The 21,712-nt window shown below is 69.1% G+C and carries 20 protein-coding genes; 8 read left to right on the plus strand and 12 right to left on the minus strand.

Annotated elements, in window-relative coordinates; all coding sequences use genetic code 11:
* Both DOE79_RS07310 and DOE79_RS07315 read right to left on the minus strand, forming a co-directional pair.
* Nucleotides 1-1,314 (minus strand): glycosyltransferase 87 family protein, encoded by a 1,314-nt coding sequence (locus tag DOE79_RS07310; RefSeq protein ID WP_220094297.1) that lies wholly within the window; start codon nucleotides 1,312-1,314, stop codon nucleotides 1-3.
* A 281-nt stretch (nucleotides 1,315-1,595) separates the two neighbouring features.
* A complete protein-coding gene (locus DOE79_RS07315) occupies nucleotides 1,596-2,438 on the minus strand; it encodes an ADP-dependent NAD(P)H-hydrate dehydratase (protein ID WP_120337924.1) in 843 nt (280 codons plus the stop codon).
* Between the two features lie 22 nt (nucleotides 2,439-2,460).
* Here DOE79_RS07315 and DOE79_RS07320 point away from each other — a divergent pair, with 22 nt between their 5' ends.
* Entirely contained in the window at nucleotides 2,461-3,579 is a 1,119-nt protein-coding gene (locus DOE79_RS07320; protein WP_120337925.1) for an NADH:flavin oxidoreductase/NADH oxidase, read from the plus strand.
* A gap of 4 nt (nucleotides 3,580-3,583) precedes the next feature.
* Here DOE79_RS07320 and DOE79_RS07325 read toward each other — a convergent pair whose 3' ends face one another.
* A complete protein-coding gene (locus DOE79_RS07325; protein WP_342767961.1) occupies nucleotides 3,584-4,057 on the minus strand; it encodes a VOC family protein in 474 nt (157 codons plus the stop codon).
* Nucleotides 4,058-4,156: 99 nt separating this feature from the next.
* Between DOE79_RS07325 and DOE79_RS07330 the strand changes: the two genes are divergently transcribed.
* Nucleotides 4,157-5,020 carry a Cof-type HAD-IIB family hydrolase gene (locus DOE79_RS07330; RefSeq protein ID WP_120337926.1) on the plus strand — a complete coding sequence of 288 codons (864 nt, stop codon included), beginning with the start codon at nucleotides 4,157-4,159 and terminating at the stop codon, nucleotides 5,018-5,020.
* Here the strand turns inward: DOE79_RS07330 and DOE79_RS07335 are convergent.
* The 3 genes from DOE79_RS07335 to guaB1 all read right to left on the minus strand — a co-directional run bounded on the left by DOE79_RS07335 (nucleotide 5,017) and on the right by guaB1 (nucleotide 9,012).
* Nucleotides 5,017-6,075 carry a hemolysin family protein gene (locus tag DOE79_RS07335; protein ID WP_120337927.1) on the minus strand — a complete coding sequence of 353 codons (1,059 nt, stop codon included), beginning with the start codon at nucleotides 6,073-6,075 and terminating at the stop codon, nucleotides 5,017-5,019. The two genes, DOE79_RS07330 and DOE79_RS07335, sit on opposite strands and share 4 nt — an antisense overlap.
* Nucleotides 6,072-7,469 carry a hemolysin family protein gene (locus DOE79_RS07340; protein WP_120337928.1) on the minus strand — a complete coding sequence of 466 codons (1,398 nt, stop codon included), beginning with the start codon at nucleotides 7,467-7,469 and terminating at the stop codon, nucleotides 6,072-6,074. The genes DOE79_RS07335 and DOE79_RS07340 overlap by 4 nt, the downstream gene beginning before the upstream one ends.
* A 103-nt stretch (nucleotides 7,470-7,572) precedes the next feature.
* The gene (guaB1, locus tag DOE79_RS07345) at nucleotides 7,573-9,012 is read right to left on the minus strand and encodes a GMP reductase (RefSeq protein WP_120337929.1); all 1,440 of its coding nucleotides are present in this window, start codon (nucleotides 9,010-9,012) and stop codon (nucleotides 7,573-7,575) included.
* 134 nt (nucleotides 9,013-9,146) lie between these two features.
* Here guaB1 and DOE79_RS07350 point away from each other — a divergent pair, with 134 nt between their 5' ends.
* Nucleotides 9,147-12,956 carry a multifunctional oxoglutarate decarboxylase/oxoglutarate dehydrogenase thiamine pyrophosphate-binding subunit/dihydrolipoyllysine-residue succinyltransferase subunit gene (locus DOE79_RS07350; protein ID WP_120337930.1) on the plus strand — a complete coding sequence of 1,270 codons (3,810 nt, stop codon included), beginning with the start codon at nucleotides 9,147-9,149 and terminating at the stop codon, nucleotides 12,954-12,956.
* A gap of 73 nt (nucleotides 12,957-13,029) precedes the next feature.
* Here DOE79_RS07350 and DOE79_RS07355 read toward each other — a convergent pair whose 3' ends face one another.
* From DOE79_RS07355 to DOE79_RS07365, 3 genes are all read right to left on the minus strand, one after another.
* Entirely contained in the window at nucleotides 13,030-15,252 is a 2,223-nt protein-coding gene (locus tag DOE79_RS07355; protein ID WP_120340219.1) for an MMPL family transporter, read from the minus strand.
* A 141-nt stretch (nucleotides 15,253-15,393) separates the two neighbouring features.
* On the minus strand, nucleotides 15,394-15,657 hold the full coding sequence (locus tag DOE79_RS07360; RefSeq protein WP_066593261.1) for a GlsB/YeaQ/YmgE family stress response membrane protein: 264 nt from the start codon (nucleotides 15,655-15,657) through the stop codon (nucleotides 15,394-15,396).
* A 103-nt stretch (nucleotides 15,658-15,760) separates the two neighbouring features.
* The gene (locus tag DOE79_RS07365) at nucleotides 15,761-16,216 is read right to left on the minus strand and encodes an Asp23/Gls24 family envelope stress response protein (protein ID WP_120337931.1); all 456 of its coding nucleotides are present in this window, start codon (nucleotides 16,214-16,216) and stop codon (nucleotides 15,761-15,763) included.
* A gap of 318 nt (nucleotides 16,217-16,534) precedes the next feature.
* Between DOE79_RS07365 and DOE79_RS07370 the strand changes: the two genes are divergently transcribed.
* The gene (locus tag DOE79_RS07370) at nucleotides 16,535-16,864 is read left to right on the plus strand and encodes a hypothetical protein (RefSeq protein WP_120337932.1); all 330 of its coding nucleotides are present in this window, start codon (nucleotides 16,535-16,537) and stop codon (nucleotides 16,862-16,864) included.
* Nucleotides 16,865-16,891: 27 nt separating this feature from the next.
* On the opposite strand, the gene DOE79_RS07375 is transcribed toward DOE79_RS07370, so the two are convergent.
* Nucleotides 16,892-17,134 (minus strand): zf-HC2 domain-containing protein, encoded by a 243-nt coding sequence (locus DOE79_RS07375; protein ID WP_120337933.1) that lies wholly within the window; start codon nucleotides 17,132-17,134, stop codon nucleotides 16,892-16,894.
* Entirely contained in the window at nucleotides 17,131-17,748 is a 618-nt protein-coding gene (locus DOE79_RS07380) for a sigma-70 family RNA polymerase sigma factor (protein WP_066593248.1), read from the minus strand. The genes DOE79_RS07375 and DOE79_RS07380 overlap by 4 nt, the downstream gene beginning before the upstream one ends.
* Nucleotides 17,749-17,921: 173 nt before the next feature.
* On the opposite strand from DOE79_RS07380, the gene aroA reads away from it, so the two are divergent.
* From aroA to bcp, 3 genes are read left to right on the plus strand one after another with little or no spacing between them, the layout of a single operon-like run.
* Complete coding sequence (aroA, locus tag DOE79_RS07385; RefSeq protein ID WP_120337935.1) at nucleotides 17,922-19,283, plus strand: 3-phosphoshikimate 1-carboxyvinyltransferase; 1,362 nt, start codon at nucleotides 17,922-17,924, stop codon at nucleotides 19,281-19,283.
* A complete protein-coding gene (gene rsgA, locus DOE79_RS07390; RefSeq protein ID WP_120337936.1) occupies nucleotides 19,280-20,344 on the plus strand; it encodes a ribosome small subunit-dependent GTPase A in 1,065 nt (354 codons plus the stop codon). The genes aroA and rsgA overlap by 4 nt, the downstream gene beginning before the upstream one ends.
* A gap of 18 nt (nucleotides 20,345-20,362) precedes the next feature.
* Nucleotides 20,363-20,836 (plus strand): thioredoxin-dependent thiol peroxidase, encoded by a 474-nt coding sequence (gene bcp, locus DOE79_RS07395; RefSeq protein WP_120337937.1) that lies wholly within the window; start codon nucleotides 20,363-20,365, stop codon nucleotides 20,834-20,836.
* Here the strand turns inward: bcp and DOE79_RS07400 are convergent.
* Nucleotides 20,833-21,273, minus strand: a complete 441-nt coding sequence (locus DOE79_RS07400) for a hypothetical protein (RefSeq protein ID WP_220094298.1) — start codon at nucleotides 21,271-21,273, stop codon at nucleotides 20,833-20,835. The two genes, bcp and DOE79_RS07400, sit on opposite strands and share 4 nt — an antisense overlap.
* Nucleotides 21,274-21,457: 184 nt before the next feature.
* Between DOE79_RS07400 and DOE79_RS07405 the strand changes: the two genes are divergently transcribed.
* Nucleotides 21,458-21,706, plus strand: coding sequence for a WhiB family transcriptional regulator (locus DOE79_RS07405; protein WP_035837005.1), 249 nt, complete (start codon nucleotides 21,458-21,460; stop codon nucleotides 21,704-21,706).
* Nucleotides 21,707-21,712: the final 6 nt, after the last annotated feature.

The raw sequence follows: 21,712 nt of genomic DNA on the forward strand, positions 1-21,712 counted from the left end.
TTACTCCTTCAGGATCGAACGGTACAGGCCGGCGTCCGGCGCGACCTGCGATTGTGCTCCTGGGCCGACGGGCTGGCTGCCCAGCCGCCACAGCCGCACCGCCATCCAGCCCAGCAGCACCACCTCGAGCAGGTTGCGCACCGTGAGGATCAGCACCATGGCCGGGGTGGTGGCGAGCAGGCCGTCGTAGAAATACGGATAGACCACCTGGGTGAGCGCCGCCATGACCAGGGCGACCAGGGCCGGCCGCCACCACGACCGCGGCGAGCTCACCAGCCCGAGGATCAGCGGGGCAGCCAGCCAGGTCATGAACTGGGGCGACCCCACCTTGTTGACGACGATCAGCGTGAGCACCAGGGCCAGCAGGAGCGGCGGGAAGAGCCTGTCGACGGAGGCGCCGCGGCGTTGGGCCCGCCAGCCGAGCGCAAGCACGGCCGCCACACAGAGCACGAGCAGCGGGGTCATCACCGCGATGGCCAGCTCGGTGCCGGTGCCGATCACCTGGTAGGTGAGGATCTGCTGGTCGTAGTACACCAGCGTGCCCGGGATGCCCAGCGCCGACTGCCACAACCACCAGTCGGCCACCGGGGCCTCGATCTGGATGCCGCGGTTGGTCTGCTCCGTGACGAAGCTGAGGATGGTGAGCCCGCTGCCCATCGTCAAGGCCACCACGATGATCAGTGCGGAGGTGCCGGCGAAGGCGGCGAGCACCTGCCAGCGGCGCCGGGATGCCACCACGAGGGCGACGATCGCCGCGACCGGCCAGACCTTGACCCAGGTGGCCACGCTGAGCAGCACGGCGCCCCAGAACGGACGGGTGCGCAGCCACAGCAGACCCAGGATCACCAACGGCGCCGTCACCGAGTCGATCCGGGCCAGCGCGACGGGTCCGAGCAACAGCAGGAAGCCCAGCCACCACCAGGCGGCCCCGGCAGCGGCCCGGCCGGGCCGGCGGCCGGTGAGGACGCCGAACGCGACGCCGTTGAGCACCGTGACCAGGCCGAGCCAGGTGAGCGCGTACAACGGCGCCCCGAACGCCAGGGACGCGAGGATCGGGGCCAGGGCCAGGATCGGGTAGACGAAGTCGGTGTCGATGCCCAGCCGCACGGCACCGGAGACGGTGCCCTCTGCCCAGCCCAGGTACACCCGTTCGACATCGCCGAGCGGCCAGCCGACACCGCTGAGGTTGAGGCCGATGAGCACGGCGTGCACGAGCGCGAAACCGCCCCAGAGAACGAGAGGCCGGCGCAGGAACCGCGGGCGAACGGTCGATGGTGCGACCGATGCTGCGGCGGGGATCGGGGATTCAGGCACGCTCCACTGTGGCACATCTCCGGGGCGACGCTACCGGGAAGGAACGCAGCCTCGACCAGACCCCCGGCACGGCCTCCTGCAGAGGCGGCGGGGACGCCCGGCCCCGTAGGCCCGAGGGCTGGGTCGCCCAGGCTCCAGCAGAGGTCGCATCCCGGCTCGGGCGAGCATGAGCACCACGATGAGTGCGGTCACCTGGAAGAAGCGTCCCAGCTGGACCGAGCCCTGGAAGCGAGTGTAGCCACCGTCACCGAGGGCCGCCAGACTCCGACGGGTCGGTAGGGTCAGGCGAGCAGCGCGGCCAGGGTCGCCGGAACAGCCTCGGCCACGTCCAGCGCCACGAGCGGTCCCCCGGCGCTGGCCCGGTGCGCCGCCGCCGCGTGCACGAACGCGGCCGTGGCGGTGAGGGCGGCGAGGGCATCGGCATCCGCCTCGATGCGCGCGGAGTGGGTGGCCAGCAGCGCGCCGAGGATGCCGGCGAGCACGTCGCCGGAGCCGGCCGTGGCCAGCCAGGCCGGTGCGCCCGAGACGGTCAGGCGGATGCCGGACGGTGAGGCGATGTGCGTGACACTGCCTTTGAGCAGCACCGTGCAGCCGAGCGTGCCGGCGGCCCGCACGGCCCACTCCCCGGGGTCGCCGGCGATCTGGTCGGCTGTGACGGTCTGGCCGGAGCGGCCCAAGACGCCGGCCAGCTCACGGAAGTGCGGGGTGATCACCGTGGGCCCGGCCGTGCCGCCCACCAGATCGAGGGCGCCGGCATCGACGACCGTCGGCAGTCCCTGCTTCAGGGCCTTCCGCAGCCGCGCCGTCTCCTCGTCGCTGCGGGCACCGGCGTCCATACCCGACCCGAGCAGCCAGGCCTGTACCCGGCCGTCGGCCGTGACGACCTCCGGGCGGCGTTGAAGCACCAGGGCGGAGACCCGCTTCGGGCCGAGGTAGCGCACCATGCCCACGCCCGTGCGGCTCGCTGCTTCGACGCCGAGCACCGCAGCCCCCGGGTACGCGGTGGAGCCGGTGCGCACGCCCAGCACGCCGCGGCTGTACTTGTCGTCGGTCGCCTGCGGAACCGCGATCCAGTCGCGGGCCTGGGCGGCCTCCCATTCCAGCCATCGTCGTGGTTTCGCCATGCACTCACGATAGGTTGTTTCGGTGCCCGATACCTCCACAGCTCCCTCCACGGCCCCAGCCGTCTCGCTCTTCGACCCGATCACCCTGCGCGGTGTCGAGATCCGCAACCGGCTCTGGGTGGCTCCGATGTGCCAGTACTCCGTGCACCGTCTGGACGGCATCCCCACCGACTGGCATCTCGTGCACCTGGGCTCCCTCGCCGCGGGCGGTGCCGGCCTGATCGTGACCGAGGCGACCGCGGTCAGCCCCGATGGCCGCATCACCGACCGGGACACCGGCATCTGGAACGATGCCCAGACCGAGGCCTGGACCCGGATCGTCGCCTACCTGCACGAGCAGGGCGCCACGGCGGGCATCCAGCTCGCCCACGCCGGCCGCAAGGCCTCCACCTTCCCGGCCTGGGGCACCGCCGAACACGGCAGTATGCCCGCCGAGCAGGGCGGCTGGGCGGCCCTCGCCCCGTCCGACATCGCGTTCGGCGGCTACGCCACCCCGACGGCGCTCGACGCCGCCGGCATCGCGGCCGTCATCGCCGACTTCGCCGCGGCCGCCCGCCGGGCCCTGACCGCGGGCTTCGACGTGCTCGAGCTGCACGCGGCGCACGGCTACCTGCTGCACCAGTTCCTCTCCCCGCTCAGCAACGAGCGCACCGACGAGTTCGGCGGTTCGCTGGAGAACCGTGCCCGTCTGCTGCTGCGCGTGATCGAAGCGGTGCGCGCCGAGGCCGGCGAGAGCGTTCCCCTGCTCGTGCGGTTCTCCGCCACCGACTACGCCACCGACGGCTGGAGCGTCGAGGAGACCGCGATCGTGTCCGGCTGGGCCGCGGCGGCGGGTGCCGACTTCTTCGACATCTCGTCCGGCGGCAACGTCACCGGGGTGCAGATCCCGCTCGCGCCGGGCTACCAGGTGCCGCTGGCGCAGTTCGTCAAGGACAACGCCCAAGTGCCGGTCAACGCCGTCGGTCTGATCACGACGGCCAGGCAGGCCGACGAGATCGTGGCCTCAGGCGCCGCCGATGCCGTGATGCTCGGCCGCGAATTCCTGCGGGACCCGCACTTCGCCCTGCGCGCCGCTCATGAGCTCGGCGTGCAGCTTGACTACTGGCCCGGCCAGTACCTGCGGGCCGCCTGGCCGGCCTGACGCCTCAGCGTTCCTCCGCAACACGTTCCTCAGCAACACGTTCTTCAGCAACACGTTCTTCAGCAACACGTTCTTCAGCAACACGTTCTTCAGCAACGCAGAGGATGTTGCCCTCTGAGTCTTTGAACCACGCGGCGCGTTCCTGATCGGTCGTCGCGATCCCGTTCTCGGTCTTCAGGCCGGGCAGGTCGTACTCCTCGAACACCACGCCGGCGTCCCGCAGGCGGGCTACCTCGGCGGGCAGGTCGTCCGTCGTCCAGAGCAGGGCCGTGTTCTTGGCCGTGCCGGCGTTCTCGGTCTCGTAGACCAGCACCGACGCGCCGGACGGTGCGCGGAACCGCAACTCGCCCTCACGTTCCTCGGCCGGCTGCAGGCCCAGTTTCTCCGTGTAGAACGTCCGCGCACGCTTGATGTCCCGCGCCGGGAGCACGGCGGACGGTTCCAGTTGACTCAACATGATTTGTTCCCTCGCTTCCATTTTCACCCAACACGGTACGCCCGCTGCGCTCGTGCGGCGAGAGCCCCGGCCGGGCCGGCAACACGCCAGCCGGGACCGCCCGGCGGTAAACTCTGCCAAATGACCTCTTCCCTGCCCGCCGACATCCGTTTGATCGCCTCGGACATGGACGGGACCCTGCTCGATGCCGACGGGCGCGTGCCCGACCGGTTCTGGCCCCTGCTCGATCGCCTGCAGGCGGCCGGCATCGTCTTCGTTCCGGCCAGCGGACGGCAGTACCAGACCCTGCACGCGGTGTTCGGCAGCCGGGCCGGGCTCGTGTACATCGCGGAGAACGGCACCAACATCGTGCAGGACGGCGTCAGCATCGCCCGGGAACCGGTCATCGGGTCGATCATCGCCCCCGTGGTGGACTGGGTGCGCCGCGCCGCCGCGGACGGGGCCGATGTGGGCATCGTCGTGTGCGGCGCCGGATCCGCCTATGTGGAGCGCGCCGATGAGGGCTTCCTCCGGCACGTGCGCCCCTACTACGCCGCCCTCGAGGTCGTGGCCGATGTGCGGGCGGCCTCGGCGGAGGACGACGTGCTCAAGCTCGCCGTCTTCGGGCTCGGCCAGGCGGAGACCCGGATCGCACCCGCCGTGCGGGCGCTCGGCCTGAGAGCCGACGTGGTCATCTCCGGCGACAACTGGGTGGACATCATGCGCCCTGGCGTCAACAAGGGCACGGCGCTCACCCGGCTGCAGCAGAGCCTCGGCATCCACCGGGAGCAGACCATGGCGTTCGGGGACTTCCTCAACGACGCCGAGATGCTCGGAGCGGCCGGGCAGTCCTACGCCGTCGCCAACGCCCACCCCAGCATCCGGGCCCTGGCCAGGCACCAGGCTCCGTCGAATGTCGACGAGGGCGTCATCACGAGCATCCTCGACGCCCTGCCTGAACTGCCTGAACTGCCTGAGCCGGTGCCTGTGCCGACCCTGGCCTAGAGCCGCCTGGTGGCGTCCTGCACCTCGCCGACCAGTTCCTCGATGATGTCCTCGAGGAACAGGACCCCGGTGGCGTCGCCCGTGGCGGTGAAGGTACGCGCCAGGTGGGCGCCGGAGCGGCGCATGGTCGCCAGGGCGTCCTCGAGGTCGGTGTCTTCGAAGATCGAGACCAGCTGGCGGATGAGCTTGGCCGGGATCGGGTCGGTGTACCCGTTGCGGCCGCTCTCGACGGGATCGACGTTCAGCCCGAGCACGTCCTTGAGGTGGATGTAGCCGGCCGGTTCGCCGTTCGCGCCGTCGAGCACGTACCGGGAGAAACCGTGCCGGGTGACGGCCTTCTCGACGTCGGCGGGCGTCGCGGACTCCGGCAGGCTGACCAGTTGGTCCAGCGGCACCGCGATGTCCCTGGCCTTGCGGGTGGTGAACTCGAACGCCGCGGTCAGCGCGCCGGAGTCGTCGGTGAGCACGCCCTCGCGGGTGGACTGCGTGACGATGGTGGCGACCTCGTCGAGCGTGTAGGTGCTCGTGGCCTCGTGCTTGGGCGCCACCCCGAACAGCCGCAGCACGCCGTTGGCGGTGGAGTTCAGCGCCACGATGACGGGCTTGACCAGGCGGCCGAAGAAGACCAGCGGCGGGGCCAGGATCAGCACGGCCTGGTCGGGGACCGAGAACGACAGGTTCTTGGGCACCATCTCGCCGAACACCACGTGCAGGTACGACACGATGAACAGGGCGATCACGAACGCGATGGTGCCGATGGCCTCTTCGGGCAGCCCGGTGAGGTTCAGCGGGATCTCGAGCAGGTGGTGGATGGCCGGCTCCGACACGTTCAGGATCAACAGGGAACACACCGTGATGCCCAACTGCGAGGTCGCCAGCATGAGAGTGGCATGTTCCATCGCCCACAGCGCGGTCTTGGCGCTGCGCTTGCCGGCTTCCGCGAGCGGCTCGATCTGCGAGCGCCGCGCCGAGATCACGGCGAACTCCGCGCCGACGAAGAAGGCGTTGCCGATCAGGAGCACGACCAGCCAGCCGAGTCCGGCCCAGTCGCTCATCGGCCGCTCACCCCATCACGTTCTGACTGTGTGTTCACGTCGGCTTTCTGGATGGTGCGGACCGCGCCTGTCGCGCCGGTCGGGGGTTCGACGGGGTCGGGGGTGTAGCGCAGCCGGTCGATGCGGCGGCCGTCGAGCCGCTCAACGCGTAGTTCGCCGGTGGGGATGCGCACGATGTCGCCCACCACGGGCAGCCGGCCGAGTTCGCTCATCACGAAACCGGCGACGGTCTCGTAGGGGCCGTCATCCGGCACCGCGAGGCCGGCGCGTTCGTCGAGTTCGTCGGGCCGCAGCATGCCGGGGAAGGTGAGCGAGCCGGGCGAGCGCACGATGCCGGCGCGGGTACGGTCGTGCTCGTCGGCGACCTCGCCGACGAGTTCCTCGACCAGGTCCTCGAGGGTCACCACCCCGGCGGTTCCGCCGTATTCGTCGACCACGACGGCCATCTGGAAGCCACGGCCGCGGAGTTCCGCGAGGAGCCCGTCGAGTTTCATCGTCTCCGGCACCCGGAGGGCCTCGGACTGCAGGGCAGACACCGGCACATCCGCCCGGCGGAACCGGGGAACGGCGACAGCCTGCTTGACGTGCACGAGGCCCACCACGTCGTCGACGCCCTCGTCGATGACGGGGAACCTGGAGTAGCCGGTCTGCCGGGTGAGGTCGATGACGGCCTGGGCGCTGGCGGTGCGCGGGATGCTGGCCAGCCGGGGGCGCGGCGTCATGACGTCGGATGCGGTGTGGCCGGAGAAGAGCAGGGTGCGGTGCAGCAGCGTCGCGGTGTCCTCCTCGAGCAGGCCCGCGCTGGCGGAGCGGCGCACGAGCGAGGAGAGCTCCTCGGCGGTGCGGGCGCCGGAGATCTCCTCCTTGGGTTCGATGCCCACGGCGCGGAGCAGCCCGTTGGCGCTGCCGTTGAGCACGGTCACGGCGGGCCGGAAGACCGTGGTGAACACGGTCTGGAACGGGATGACGAACTTGGCGGTCTGGATCGGCAGCGCAAGGGCGAAGTTCTTCGGCACGAGTTCGCCGATGATCATAGAGATCAGGGTGGCCAGCACGATCGCCACCGCCGAGCCCACCACGGGGACGGCGATCGAGGGAATCCCGACCGCGCCCAGCGGACCGGACAGGAGGGTACTGATCGCCGGCTCGAGGGCGTAGCCGGTGAGCAGGGTCGTGAGGGTGATGCCGAGCTGGGCGCTGGAGAGGTGCGTCGAGGTGATCTTGAGCGCGGCGATGGTCATCGCCAGCCGGGTCTCCCCGCGGCTCTGCCGCGCCTCGAGGTCAGACCGGTCGAGGTTGACCAACGCGAATTCGCTGGCCACGAACAAGCCCGTGCCGAGGGTCAGGATCAGGCCGATCCCGAGCATGATCCACTCATACACGGGCGGCTCCATCGCAGGTCACGGGCGAGGGTTTGTGTTCGGGCGAATGCGCAGAGGGGGGGTCGTCCATTAGAGGGTCAACTATACCGTTCGCACCTGTTACCGACACTCCCCGTTACCAGGAAACCACCAGTGCCTTGCCCTCTTCGTAACCGGCCGCCGACTGGATGCCGACCCGGGCCCGGTCGTGGAATTCAGCCACGCTGGCCGCCCCAGCGTAGGTGAACGAACTGCGCACCCCGGAGGTGATCATGTCGAGCAGGTCTTCGAGCGAGGGGCGCAGCGGGTCGAGGTAGATCTTCGACGACGAGATGCCCTCGGCGAAGAGGGTCTTGCGCGCCAGCTCGTACGCGTCGAGACGGTCGAAACGTTCCCGCACCGCCTTGGTCGAGGCCATGCCCCAGCTCTCCTTGTACAGGGCGCCTGAGGCGTCGGTGTCCAAGGTGCCCGGCGCCTCGATGGTGCCGGCGAACCAGGAGCCGATCATCACGGAGGCGGCGCCGGCGGCCAGGGCCAGGGCGACGTCGCGCGGGTAGCGCACCCCGCCATCCGCCCAGACGTGCGCGCCGAGACCGGCGGCGGCCTCGGCCGTCTCGATCACGGCGGAGAACTGCGGGCGTCCGACGGCCGTCATCATGCGGGTGGTGCACATGGCGCCGGGGCCCACGCCCACCTTGATGATGTTCGCGCCGGCGCCCACGAGGTGCTCGACGGCGTCGGCGGTGACCACGTTGCCGGCCACGATGGGGATGCCCAGCTTCAGCGCCGAGACGGTCTTCAGTGCGCGGATCATGCCGTCCTGGTGGCCGTGCGCGGTGTCCAGCACCAGAACGTCCACGCCGGCGGCGGCCAGGGCTCGCGCCTTGGCGGCGACGTCGCCGTTGATGCCGACCGCGGCGGCCACGAGCAGCCGGCCGGAGGCGTCCACAGCGCTCTGGTAGAGCGTGGAGCGCAGGGCGCTCTTGCGGCTGAGCGTGCCGACCAGCTTGCCGCGCCGGAGCACCGGGGCGAAGTCGAGGTCCGCGGCGGTCATCACGTCGAAGGCACTGCGGGCGGTGTCGATGTCTTCGGCGTCCAGGGAGGCCAGCCGGCCGTGCAGCAGGTCGCCCAGGCGGGCATCCGGCAGCGCGGTCGCGAGCCTGGACGCGTCGATGCAGCCCAGGTAGTTCTCCTGTGCGTCGTGGATGACCAGGCCCTGGCCCTCAACGGGCGGCACCTGGCGCAGGGCGTCGGCCACGGTGGCGTCGGGCGCGAAGACGAACGGGGTGTCGAATTGCACCGGTTGCGACTTCACCCAGCGGATGGCCGCATCCAGGTCTTGCAGGTGCATGTCCTGCGGCAACACGCCGAGGCCGCCGCGCCGGGCCAATGCCGCGGCGAGGCGAGGGCCGGTGACCGAGTTCATGTTGGCCGAGACGATAGGGATCGTCGCAGCGGTGCCGTCCCCAGGGGCGAGCGACACGTCGAGGCGGCTGTTGATGGCCGACTGGCTGGGAACCAGGAAGACGTCCGAATAGGTCAAGTCGTGGCGGGGAACCGCTCCATAGAACTGCATGTTTTTAACGCTAGTCCCCCGCGGCCGTGCCGGTGCAGCACCTCGATGGGATTAGTCTTGATATCAACACACTGACCCGGCGGTTGTGATCGCCATGGAGAATCAGAATCAACGAAGAGAGTGGGCGATCAGCTGTGTCGAACCAGTTGACCGGCGGTGGGTCCGAAGAAACGGCCTCTGCTGAATTCGGAGCCAACGAATGGCTCGTAGACGAATTTTACGAACGATACCTCATCGATAAGAACTCGGTGGATCGGTCCTGGTGGCCGATCCTGGACAGTTACCACCAGACGGCCACGGGCCAGGCGGGCGCCGACGCCCCGCCGGCATCGGACGGGGCGGCCTCCCCCGCCGCTCCCGCCGCGGCCGAGACGCCGCCGCTGGCCGAAGAACCGGCCACGCCTACCGCGCAGGCGCACCCGGTGACGGCGCCGATCCCCGTGGTCGGCGGTCCGCTCACGGCGCGCACCACGTCGATCGCGCCCAAGCCGGAGCCCGTTCCGGCCGACGCCCCCATCACCAGCCCGCAGCCCGTGGTCTCCGCTGCGGCGCCCACTCCCCCGCAGGACGTCGTCACGCCGCTGCGCGGCATGGCCAAGAGCCTCGCGGCCAACATGGCCACCAGCCTCACCGTGCCCACCGCCACGAGCGTGCGCACCATCCCGGCGAAGCTGCTCATCGACAACCGCATCGTGATCAACAACCACATGAAGCGGGCCCGCGGCGGCAAGGTGTCCTTCACGCACCTGATCGGCTGGGCGCTGATCCGGGCGCTCAAGATGTTCCCGACCCAGAACGTCTACTACGACGAACTGGACGGCAAGCCCTCCGTCATCGCACCGGCGCACGTGGGCCTGGGCATCGCGATCGACCTGCCCAAGCCCGACGGCACCCGGTCGCTCATGGTTCCGGCCATCAAGCGCGCCGACACCATGACCTTCGGTGAGTACCTCACCTCCTACGAGGACCTCGTCGGCCGTGCCCGCAAGGGCAAGCTCACCGCCGACGACTTCTCCGGTGCCACGGTCTCGCTGACCAACCCGGGCGGCATCGGCACCGTGCACTCGGTGCCCCGGCTGATGAAGGGCCAGGGCTGCATCATCGGCGCCGGCGCCCTCGACTACCCGGCCGAGTTCATGGGCGCGAGCGTCAAGACGCTCACCAGCCTGGCCATCTCCAAGACCATCACGCTCACCAGCACCTACGACCACCGCGTCATCCAGGGCGCCGGCTCCGGCGAGTTCCTCAAGATCGTGCACGAGCTGCTCATCGGCCAGCACAACTTCTACGAGGACATCTTCGCGGCCATCCGCATCCCGTACGACCCGATCCACTGGGCGCCGGACATCAGCGTCGACCTGGCGAGCGCCGTCGACAAGACGGCCAGGGTGCAGGAACTGATCAACGCCTACCGGGTGCGCGGTCACCTCATGGCCGACATCGACCCGCTGGAGTACAAGCAGCGCACCCACCCCGACCTGGACATCGCCAGCCACGGCTTGACCTTCTGGGACCTGGACCGCGAGTTCATCACGGGCGGCTTCGGGACCAAGCGCACCATGCTGCTGCGCGACATCCTCGGCGTCCTCCGCGACTCCTACTGCCGCACCACGGGCATCGAGTACATGCACATCCAGGATCCGGCCCAGCGCAAGTGGGTGCAGGAGAAGATGGAGAAGACCTACGTCAAGCCCACGCACGACGAGCAGATGCGCATCCTCGGCAAGCTCAACGAGGCCGAGGCGTTCGAGACCTTCCTGCAGACCAAGTACGTCGGCCAGAAGCGCTTCAGCCTCGAGGGCGGCGAGTCCACCATCGCCCTGCTCGACCAGATCCTGCAGGGCTCAGCGGATGCCGGCCTCGACGAGGTCTGCATCGGCATGGCCCACCGTGGCCGCCTGAACGTGCTCACCAACATCGCCGGCAAGACCTACGGGCAGATCTTCCGTGAGTTCGAGGGCACCCAGGACCCCCGCAGCGTGCAGGGCTCCGGCGACGTCAAGTACCACCTCGGCACCGAGGGCACCTTCACCGGTGGCAACGGCGAGGAGGTGGCCGTGTACCTGGCCGCCAACCCGTCGCACCTCGAGGCCGTCGACGGCGTGCTCGAGGGCATCGTGCGGGCCAAGCAGGACCGCAAGCCCATCGGCACCTTCTCCACCCTCCCGGTGCTCGTGCACGGCGACGCCGCCATGGCCGGCCAGGGCGTGGTGCTGGAGACCCTGCAGATGTCGCAGCTGCGCGGCTACCGCACCGGCGGCACCATCCACGTGGTGGTCAACAACCAGGTCGGATTCACCACGCCTCCCGGCGAGGGCCGCACCTCGGTGTACTCCACCGACGTGGCCAAGACCATCCAGGCGCCCATCTTCCACGTGAACGGCGACGACCCCGAAGCCGTCGTGCGGGTGGCCGAGCTGGCGTTCGCCTATCGGCAGGAATTCAAGCGCGACGTCGTGATCGACCTCGTCTGCTACCGTCGCCGCGGCCACAACGAGGGTGACGACCCGTCGATGACGCAGCCGTTGATGTACAACCTCATCGAGGCCAAGCGGAGCGTCAGGAAGCTCTACACCGAGGCGCTGGTCGGCCGTGGTGACATCACCCAGGCGGAGTTCGAAGCGGCACACGCGGACTTCCAGGACCGCCTCGAGCGGGCCTTCATGGAGACCCACGCGGCGCAGACCGCCTCGATCCCGATCATCACGAGCGATGCCGCCGCCGCGAACCGGGAACTCTCCAACGCAGCGGCACAGGACGACGCCATCGGCGAGCCCCTCACCACCGGGGTACCGGAGAGCGTCGTGCAGCTGATCGGCGACACCTTCAACAACAAGCCCGCCGGCTTCACCGTGCACTCCAAGCTGCAGCAGCTGCTGCAGAAGCGCCTGGACATGAGCCGCAACGGCAACATCGACTGGAGCTTCGGCGAACTGCTGGCGCTCGGCTCGGTACTGCTGGAGGGCACCCCGGTGCGCTTCGCCGGCCAGGATGCCCGCCGCGGCACCTTCGTGCAGCGGCACGCCGTTCTGCACGACAGGGTCAACGGCCAGGAATGGCTGCCGCTGGCGAACCTGAGCGAGAACCAGGCCCGGTTCTGGATCTACGACTCGCTGCTCAGCGAATACGCCGCCATGGGCTTCGAATACGGCTACTCGGTGGAACGCGCCGACGCCCTCGTGCTCTGGGAAGCGCAGTTCGGCGACTTCGCCAACGGCGCCCAGACCATCATCGACGAGTTCATCTCCTCGGCCGAGCAGAAGTGGGGCCAGCGCTCCAGCGTCGTGCTGCTGCTGCCGCACGGCTACGAGGGCCAGGGCCCGGACCATTCCTCGGCCCGCATCGAGCGCTACCTGCAGATGTGCGCGGAGAACAACATGACCGTCGCCCGTCCGTCGACGCCGGCGTCGTACTTCCACCTGCTGCGCCGTCAGGCCTACATGCGGCCGCGCCGCCCGCTGATCGTCTTCACCCCGAAGTCGATGCTGCGTCTGCGCGGGGCGACCAGCCCCGTCGCCGACTTCACCAGCGGCAAGTTCGAACCGGTGATCGACGATGCCCGGATCCAGGACAAGTCCGCCGTCAAGCGGGTGCTGTTCATGGCCGGCAAGCTCTACTACGACCTGTTGGCCGACCTCGAGAAGAACCCGAACCGCGAGATCGCGCTCGTCCGCATGGAGCAGTTCTACCCGCTGCCGGGCGCCGAGCTCAAGCAGGTCGCTGATCTGTACCCCAACGCCGAACTGGCCTGGGTGCAGGACGAGCCGGAGAACCAGGGCGCCTGGCCGTTCTTCTACCTCCAGACCAGCAGCATGGGCAAGGACAAGCTGGGCCGGCAGGTGCGGCTGTTCTCCCGTGCAGCGTCGGCGTCGCCGGCGGCCGGGTCCGCCAAACGCCACGCCGCCGAGCAGGCCGAGCTGATCAAGAACGCCCTGACCCTCTAGGCGTCCGGCGCTCTACGTCCGGACGTGAAAAGGGCCGCACCCCCTCGGGGGTGCGGCCCTTTTCCTATCCCGGCTAGAGGGTTTCGCGCGGAGCTGCCGTGGCGAGCTTGCTCGGCCACCAGATCTTCGGGCCGATGTCGTGCGCGAGCGCCGGCACCAGCAGGGACCGCACCAGGAAGGTGTCCAGCAGCACGCCGAACGCCACGATGAACGCCAGTTGCGCCAGGAACAAGATCGGCAGCACCCCCAGGGCGGCGAACGTGGCGGCGAGGACCAGACCGGCCGAGGTGATCACCCCTCCAGTAGCCACGAGCCCGCGCAGGATGCCCGGACGGGTGCCGAACCGGATCGATTCCTCCCGCACCCGCGTCATCAGGAAGATGTTGTAGTCGATGCCGAGGGCGACGAGGAAGACGAACCCGTAGAGCGGCACAACCGGGTCGGCGCCGGGGAAGCCGAGCACGCCGTCGAACACCCAGGAGGACACGCCGAGGGCGGCGGCGAAGGAGAGCACCACGGTCGCCACGAGCAGCACGGGAGCCAGGACCGACCGGAGCAGGAGCATCAGGATCACCAGGATGACACCGAGGATGATCGGGATGATCAGGTTGCGGTCGTGGATAGCCGTGTCGGTGGTGTCCACAGCGATGGCCGTGGTTCCGCCCACGAGCACGGTGCCCGTGACGCTGTCGAGTTCCACCCGGAGCTCACGCACCGTCTCCTCGGCCGCCGCAGAGTCCCCCACATCGGTGAGGGTCGCCTGCAGCATGACGTCGCCGTCGATCACCGTGGGGTCGCCGGCGGGGGTGCCTGGGGGGCCGAACGCCTGCACGCCGTCGGCGGTGACCGGCAGGGACCCGCTCACGGAGTCCTCGGACAGCACGGTGACCGAGTCGACGCCGTCGTTGGCCAGCAGCACATCCGTCATCGCCTGCAGCTCGGACTCCGGGCCGACCACCACGGCCGGGGTGCCGGAGCCGCCGGGGAAATGCGCCCCGACCACGGCCTGGCCGTCCCTGGCCTCCGAGGTGCCCAGCACGAACTCGCTCTGGGACACCCCGTCCGCCTTGAACTGGAACGCCCCGATGGAAGCCACAGCCAGCAGCACCGTGCAGGCGATCCAGATGAGCCGGGCGCGACGGCTGATCAGGCGGGCCAGCCACGGCCAGACCCCCTTGGCGTTGTCCCCATCGAGGCCCGGGTGCGCGGAGCCGAGCTTGGGGCGTACCGGCCAGAACGCGGCCCGGCCTGCCCACAGCATGAGCGCGGGAAGCAGGGTTAGGGCGCTGAGCAGGGCGAAGGCAATGCCGATAGCCGCCACGGGGCCGAGCGCCTTGTTCGAGTTGAGGTCGCTGAAGAGCAGGCAGAGCAGGCCGACGATCACGGTGCCGCCGGCGGCGAGGATCGGCTCGAACGAGCCGCGCAAGGCCACCAGGGTCGCGTCCCACTTCGTGGCGTTGTCGCGCAGCGCCTCGCGGAACCTGGCGACGTAGAGCAGCGAGTAGTCGGTGGCCGCACCGATCACCAGGATGAACAGGATGCCCTGGGTCTGCCCGGTCAGGATCAGCACGTCGGCGCTGGCCAGTGCCACCACGACGAGAACCGAGGCGCACAGCGCCGAGAGGCTGGTGAACAGCACGATCAGCGGCAGCAGCGGCGACCGGTAGACGATCACGAGGATCACCAGCACCGCCGCCAGCGCCGTGAGCAGCAGGATGCCGTCGATGCCGGCGAACGCGCCGGTGAGATCGGCGATGAGTCCGGCCGGGCCCGTCACATAGGTGTCCACCCCGTCGATGGGGTTGTCGGCCAGGTACGCGCGGATGGACTCCACGGTGTCGGCCGGTTTCACCTGGGTATCCAGGGTGAGGATCGCCTCAGCCGCCTCGCCGTCCTCGGAGAAGATGGCCGGTGACACGCTCTCGGTGACGACACCATCCAGTTCGGCCAGATCGGCGACCTGCGCGGTGATGGCCGTGCGGTCGGCCTCGGTGAGGCCTCCGGCGCGTTCGTACACGAGCACGCCGGGCAGCACGTCGTCGCCGCGGAACTCGGCCTGGAGCGCCTGAACGCGGGTGGCGTCGGCGCTGGCGGGCAGCTGCTGCACCTGGTCGTTCGTGGACACGTCGCTGATCCGGCCGAAGGAGGCTCCGCCGGCGCCGAACATCACGAACCAGATCAGGATCAGCGCGGTGGGGATCAGGATGCGCAGCCACAGCGGCACCCTGCTGGACGAGCCGGTCTTATTCGGCCGGCGGCCCGCATCCGTGGGCGGCTCGGGGGCAGTTGTCTTCATCACAGTCCCGACAGTAGACCGGAGAGCGGCAGGGGGCATCGACCGAAAGTTGGAACACCGGACCCGGAACGCCGACAGGCGGCACCCGAACCCGTGGGTTCGGTGTGCCGCCTGTCATGCCGGTAGGAAAACCGGAGGGAATTACGCCTTGCGACGGCCCACGAGGAGGCCGTAGATGAGGAGAACGATGATGGATCCACCGATGGCCAGGAGCCAGGTCTGGATGGAGAAGAAGTCCTCGAGCGGCGCGTTGAAGAGCAGGCTGCCGAGGAATCCGCCGAGCAGTGCGCCGACGACGCCGAGCAGAAGCGTGACGAACCAGCCGCCGCCCTGGTTGCCCGGGAGGATGAGCTTGGCGATGGCACCGGCGAGGAGGCCGAGAAGAAGGAATCCGAAGAACCCCATGGAGTGTCTCTTTTCTGTTGGTGTGGGTACTGCTGGTGATTCGAACGCGCTGTGCCCGTTCGACCGGGCTCTGGGGAGCCGGCTTGATTACGTGGCCGGAAAGCTAGTCGACGCCATTGTCGACCTGCTCTTCGGCCACGTAAATGTCTGTGATGGTCACGTTCACGGCGGAGACGGGCATGCCCACCAAACCCTCGATGGCACGGGTGACGGATGACCGCACCTGGCCGGCGAGGTCGGTCAGGGGCACCGGGTACCCGGCGACCAGCACGATCTGCACGGTGACGCCGTCGTCATCGAGCTCGATCGAGACGCCGGGGTTGACGTCGGTGCTGGTGACGGCGTCGAGGATCGCGCCGAGCGCCCGGGTCGGCACGCTGCCCAGGGCGTGGACGCCGTCGACCTCGCGCACGGCCAGGCTGGCGACCTTGGCGATGACACCGTCCTTGATGGTCGTCTCCCCCTCGCCGACCCGCTCGGCGGAGGCGTCGGAGACGGCACCGGCGCTAGCGGGCAGGGTCGTCGACGGGCTCGGCTGTTCGGGGCTGATGCTGTTCATCTGGACGTTCTCCTTGGTTCGGATGGGCCACCTGAGGTGCCGGCGCTCGGCTCGACGCTCTCTGGGCGGCGATGGCGCGCCGGCGCCGGTCCTGGTGTCCGCAACGCCCGCATAGGGGGCTGGAGGCTGACGAATGTGGGGGAAGTTGTCGACGATTTCTCAAGGCCGATTCTCAGCCCCGAATCGGGGCAGGATTGGCATCGTCATAGTTATGACGCAGACAGCGGCGGATTCGTCACGAAACTGGCAGGAAAGTTTTTTGGGGGCCCGGGGATCTACACTGATCTGGCCCGCCCGATCCGTCAGACTGGAGATGCCATGAGCACCACAACGAAGCGCACCGCCGAACTGGCCGCTGTCGTCGAGCAGGTCCCCGGCGTCGACGAGGTCTATCCGGCCACACCGGTGCTGACTGCCGTGGTGAACCACGTGGTGGGGGCGCTGACGCAGAAGCCCCGGGACCCGGAGTTCGTGGCTCTCCGGGAGACCGACGAGGGCGTCACGGCATCCGTGTCGATCGGCGTCGCGGACGCCGGAGCGGCCACTGAGGTGTGCCGCAGGGTCTACGACACGATTGAGGAGTACTTCGTGGAGTCCGGCGACCCTGCCGTGACGGCCATCGAAGTGACGGTGGCGCGGATCGGCTGATCCTCCGGCACCGGGTGAGCTACGGCGCTAGTGCGCCGACTGGATGGCGCGCAGGCGCAGCAGCACCTGGTCGCGCAGGTCCTCGGGCGCGGTCTCCTTGCAGGCACGCTGCATCACCTCGGTGAGGGTGCGGCCCACGTTGTGCTCGCTCCGGCAGTCGGGGCAGTGCTCGAGGTGCTCACGAATGTCGAGGGCGTCCTCCTTGCGGAGTTCGTTGTGCAGATACTCTTCGAGTTCGGCCTTGGCCTTCTCGCAACCGCAATCGGTCATTTTCCTGTGCTCCCGGATGTCTTCTTCGTGCTCGTGCCTGTCTGGTTGCCGCCCAGGCCACGCTCGAGGGCGTAACCGGACAGCAGATCGCGCAGCAGCCGGCGCCCCCGGTGCAGACGGCTCATCACCGTTCCGATGGGCGTCTTCATGATCTCGGCGATCTCCTGGTAAGAGAAGCCTTCGACGTCGGCGAAGTACACCGCCAGGCGGAAGTCCTCGGGAATCGACTGGAGGGCGTCCTTGACGGCGCTGTCGGGCAGGTGGTCGATGGCCTCGGCCTCGGCGGAACGGCTCGACGTCGCCGTCGTGGATTCCGCCCCGCCCAGCTGCCAGTCCTCGAGGTCGTCGATGGTGCCCTGGTAGGGCTCGCGCTGCTTCTTGCGATAGGTGTTGATGAAGGTGTTCGTCAGGATCCTGTACAACCAGGCCTTGAGGTTGGTGCCCTGCTCGAACTGCTTGAACGATGCGAACGCCTTGACGAAGGTTTCCTGCACCAGGTCCTGCGCGTCAGAGGGGTTTCGCGTCATGCGCATCGCCGCTGCGTAGAGCTGGTCGATGAACGGCATGGCCTGTGCTTCGAACAGGTCCCGCATATCAGTCGTATCTGTTGTCATCACGGGCAATTCTAGGCCAGCGATAGACGCGGATGCCGCGGGCGTGCGCTCCATGAGCAGAGTTGCTGCCACTGCTTCCTCCCGGTGTGCGGCCGCAGGATGGGCCGCCGTGTTCGGAAACGTACCTGTCAAGGCGGTCCCGGCCAGGATGATCCCGACTATTCTGATAACCGATGTTGATCTCGAGATATTCCAAGCCGGAGTTCGATCCCTACGGAGACAGTTCGCCAGAGGAGATCGATGCGCTCTGGGCCGCGCCCGTCGCCACCGTGCCGCTGGCCGCGACGCTGTCGCTGCCCGGCTCGAAGTCGCTGACCAACCGGGAACTCGTGCTGTCGGCGCTGGCCGACTCGCCGTCGCTGCTGCGCGCCCCGTTGCACTCCCGCGACAGCGACCTCATGGTCGACGCGCTGCGGCAGCTGGGCACCACCATCGAGGCCGTCGACGGTGCCGGCGAGTACGGTGCCGACCTGCGCATCACGCCCGGCGAGCTGTTCGGCTCCACCACGGTCGACTGCGGCCTGGCCGGCACCGTGATGCGGTTCCTGCCTCCCGTCGCCGCGCTGGCGCTGGGCCCCACCACCTTCGACGGCGACGCCGGCGCCCGGCGCCGTCCGATGTCCACGACGATCACATCGCTCCGCGACCTGGGCGCCGACATCAACGACGACGGCCGCGGAGCACTGCCGTTCACCGTGCACGGCACCGGCGGCCTCGAGGGCGGCGAGATCACCATCGACGCCTCCTCGTCGAGCCAGTTCGTCTCCGGCCTGCTCCTCGCGGCGGCCCGGTTCCGCACCGGCCTTCGGCTGCGCCACGCCGGTGAGCGGCTGCCGAGCCTGCCGCACATCGAGATGACCATCCACACCCTCGCTCAGCGCGGCGTCACGGTCACCAGCCCCGAGGAGGGCGTCTGGCTGGTCGAGCCGGGCCCGATCCAGGGCGCGGAGGTCGACATCGAACCCGATCTCTCCAACGCGGCCCCGTTCCTCGCGGCGGCCCTCGTCGCCGGCGGCTCCGTCACCATCACGGGCTGGCCCACGACGACCACCCAGGTCGGCGCGCACCTGGCCGAGCTGCTGCCGCTCTTCGGCGCCACCGTATCGATCGACGGCGACAGGCTCACCGTTACCGGTACCGGCCGCATCACCGGGGTCGACCTCGACCTCTCCACCGGGGGCGAACTGGCGCCCACCCTCGTAGGCCTCGCGGCCCTCGCCGACTCGCCCAGCACCATCACGGGCATCGGCCACATCCGCCACCACGAGACCGACCGGCTCGCCGCTCTGGCCACCGAGATCAACAACCTCGGCGGGCACGTCACCGAGCTGCCCGACGGCCTGGCCATCGACCCCAGACCGCTGCACGGCGGCACCTGGCACAGCTACGACGACCACCGGATGGCCACCACGGGCGCGCTGCTCGGCCTCGCCGTCTCCGGCGTGGAGGTCGAGGACATCGGCACCACGGCCAAGACCCTCCCGCAGTTCGCTGACCTCTGGCACGGACTGCTCGCTGGACCGGGCACCGCGTGACGTGGTGGGCGACGCCGGACGATGACGAACCGGAGTACGACGAGTCCAGCGTGCGGGTGCGGCCGGGCCGCAAGGGCACCAAGCCGCGCACCAAGACCCGCCCGGAGCACGGCGACGCCCTGACCGGGCGCATCCTCTCGGTCGACCGCGGCCGGTACACGGTGATGCTCGACGAGAACGAACCCACCGAACGCCGGGTCACGGCCGCGCGCGCCAGCGAGCTGCGCAAGCACGCCGTCGTCACCGGCGACCGCGTCGATATCGTCGGCGACACCACCGGGGCCGAGGGCAGCCTGTCGCGCATCGTGCGCATCGTGCCGCGGGTGACCCTGTTGCGCCGCAGCGCCGATGACACGGATGCGGTGGAACGCGTCATCGTCGCCAACGCCGACCAGATGCTCATCGTCGTGGCCGCGGCGAACCCGGAGCCGCGCATCCGCCTGGTGGACCGGTACCTGGTCGCGGCGTACGACGCCGGGGTGTCCCCCATCCTCTGCATCACCAAGACCGACCTCGCCGACCCGGCCGAGTTCCTCAACAACTTCGCCGGCCTTGACCTGCCCGTGTTCCAGAGCCGCGACGACGCCATGCCGCTTGAGGCCATCTCGGCGGCGCTGGTGGGCCACGACACCGTGTTCGTCGGCCACTCGGGCGTGGGCAAGTCCACGCTCGTGAACGCGCTCGTGCCCGACGCGCACCGCGCCGTGGGCGTGGTGAACACCGTGACCGGACGGGGCCGGCACACCTCGTCGTCGACGATCTCGCTGCGGCTCGAAACGGACGCCGGCCGCGGCTGGGTCATCGACACCCCCGGGGTGCGCTCCTTCGGCCTGGGCCACATCAACACCGACAACATCCTGCGTGCCTTCACCGACCTGGCCGTCATCGCCGAGAAGTGCCCACGCGGTTGCACCCACCTGCCGTCATCGCCCGACTGCGCCATCAACGAGGCCGTCGCGGCCGGAACCCTGGGCGACACCGGCAAAGCCCGCCTGGACTCCCTCCAGCGCCTCCTGGAGACGTTCGCGGCCGCTCCGTCGCACCGCCAGGGCGAGAACTGACTCGTATAACGTGGGATCATGACGGATTCCACACGGCTTGCAGCCGGCGACACGGCCCCCGAGTTCACCCTGACCGACCAGAACGGCCAGAGTGTCTCCCTGGCCGATTACCGCGGCCAGAAGGTCGTGGTGTACTTCTACCCGGCCGCGATGACACCGGGCTGCACCACTCAGGCCTGCGATTTCCGGGACAACCTCGCTTCCCTGGCCCAGGCCGGCTACCAGGTGCTGGGCGTGTCGAAGGACACCCAGGCCAAGCTGGCGACATTCGCCGAGAACGACCACCTGACCTTCCCGCTGCTCAGCGATGAGGACCTGACCGTGCACCGCGCCTACGGCGCCTGGGGCGAGAAGAACCTCTACGGCAAGGTCGTCACCGGCGTGCTGCGCTCCACCTTCGTGCTCGACGAGGCCGGCGTGGTCACGCTGGCGCTATACAACGTCAAGGCCACCGGGCACGTGGCGAGCCTGCGCAAGAAGCTCGGCCTCTAACTCGGGTCGCGGGTGCTGGTGGCCTCGAGCACGCTGCGGGTGAAGAGAAGCACGATCACCAGCACCGAGGGCACCAGCAGCGCCCAGCCGAGGTCCGGCCGGGCGTAGAGGCCCTGGAAGCATCCGATGGCGACGAAGACCTGCACGAGCTGCCAGGTCACCGCGGCAGCCCGGATCCACGGCCGGGCGCGGAGGGTGGCCACCGCAATCGTGCTGACCCAGAGTGCAGCAACGATGGTGAGCACCAGAATGGCGATCGCGCTGGCGAAAGACGTGGGCTGGTCGGTGAGCAGCTCCAGGATGAGCCAGATCACGGCCGCCCACAGGAGGGCTGCCTCCGCGGCCAGGAGTGCCGCCAAGACGGTCAGTGCGCGGGATCGGCGGGCTCGACGGGGCTCGCCAGGACCCCCCTGGCTGGGGTCGAACGGTTGGCTCACAGCGTTATCCCATACAAAACTATTGATTTGACACCCCTATTATGCGACCATATTTGAGGCCCGGTTGACGCTCACAGGGTGGTGAGCAGATCTCCATGTAGATCCGACCTTCCTGCAACCTGGGCTTCCCCCCGCATCTTCGGCCGATCGGCCAGGCATCCCCCCGCAATAAAGGAGCACCCCTATGGACTGGCGCGATAAAGCTGCCTGCCTCACCGCCGACCCGGAACTCTTCTTCCCGGTTGGCAACACTGGTCCCGCAGTCGACCAGATCGAGAAGGCCAAGTCCGTGTGCGCCCGTTGCAACGTCACGGAGGTGTGCCTCCAGTACGCTCTCGAGACCGGTCAGGACTCCGGCGTCTGGGGTGGACTGAGCGAAGACGAGCGCCGCGCCCTCAAGCGTCGCGCCGCCCGCGCCCGCCGCGCGTCCTGAGACACT

The organism is Cryobacterium soli (genome assembly GCF_003611035.1).
In the GTDB taxonomy this organism is placed as follows: Bacteria; Actinomycetota; Actinomycetes; order Actinomycetales; family Microbacteriaceae; genus Cryobacterium; species Cryobacterium soli.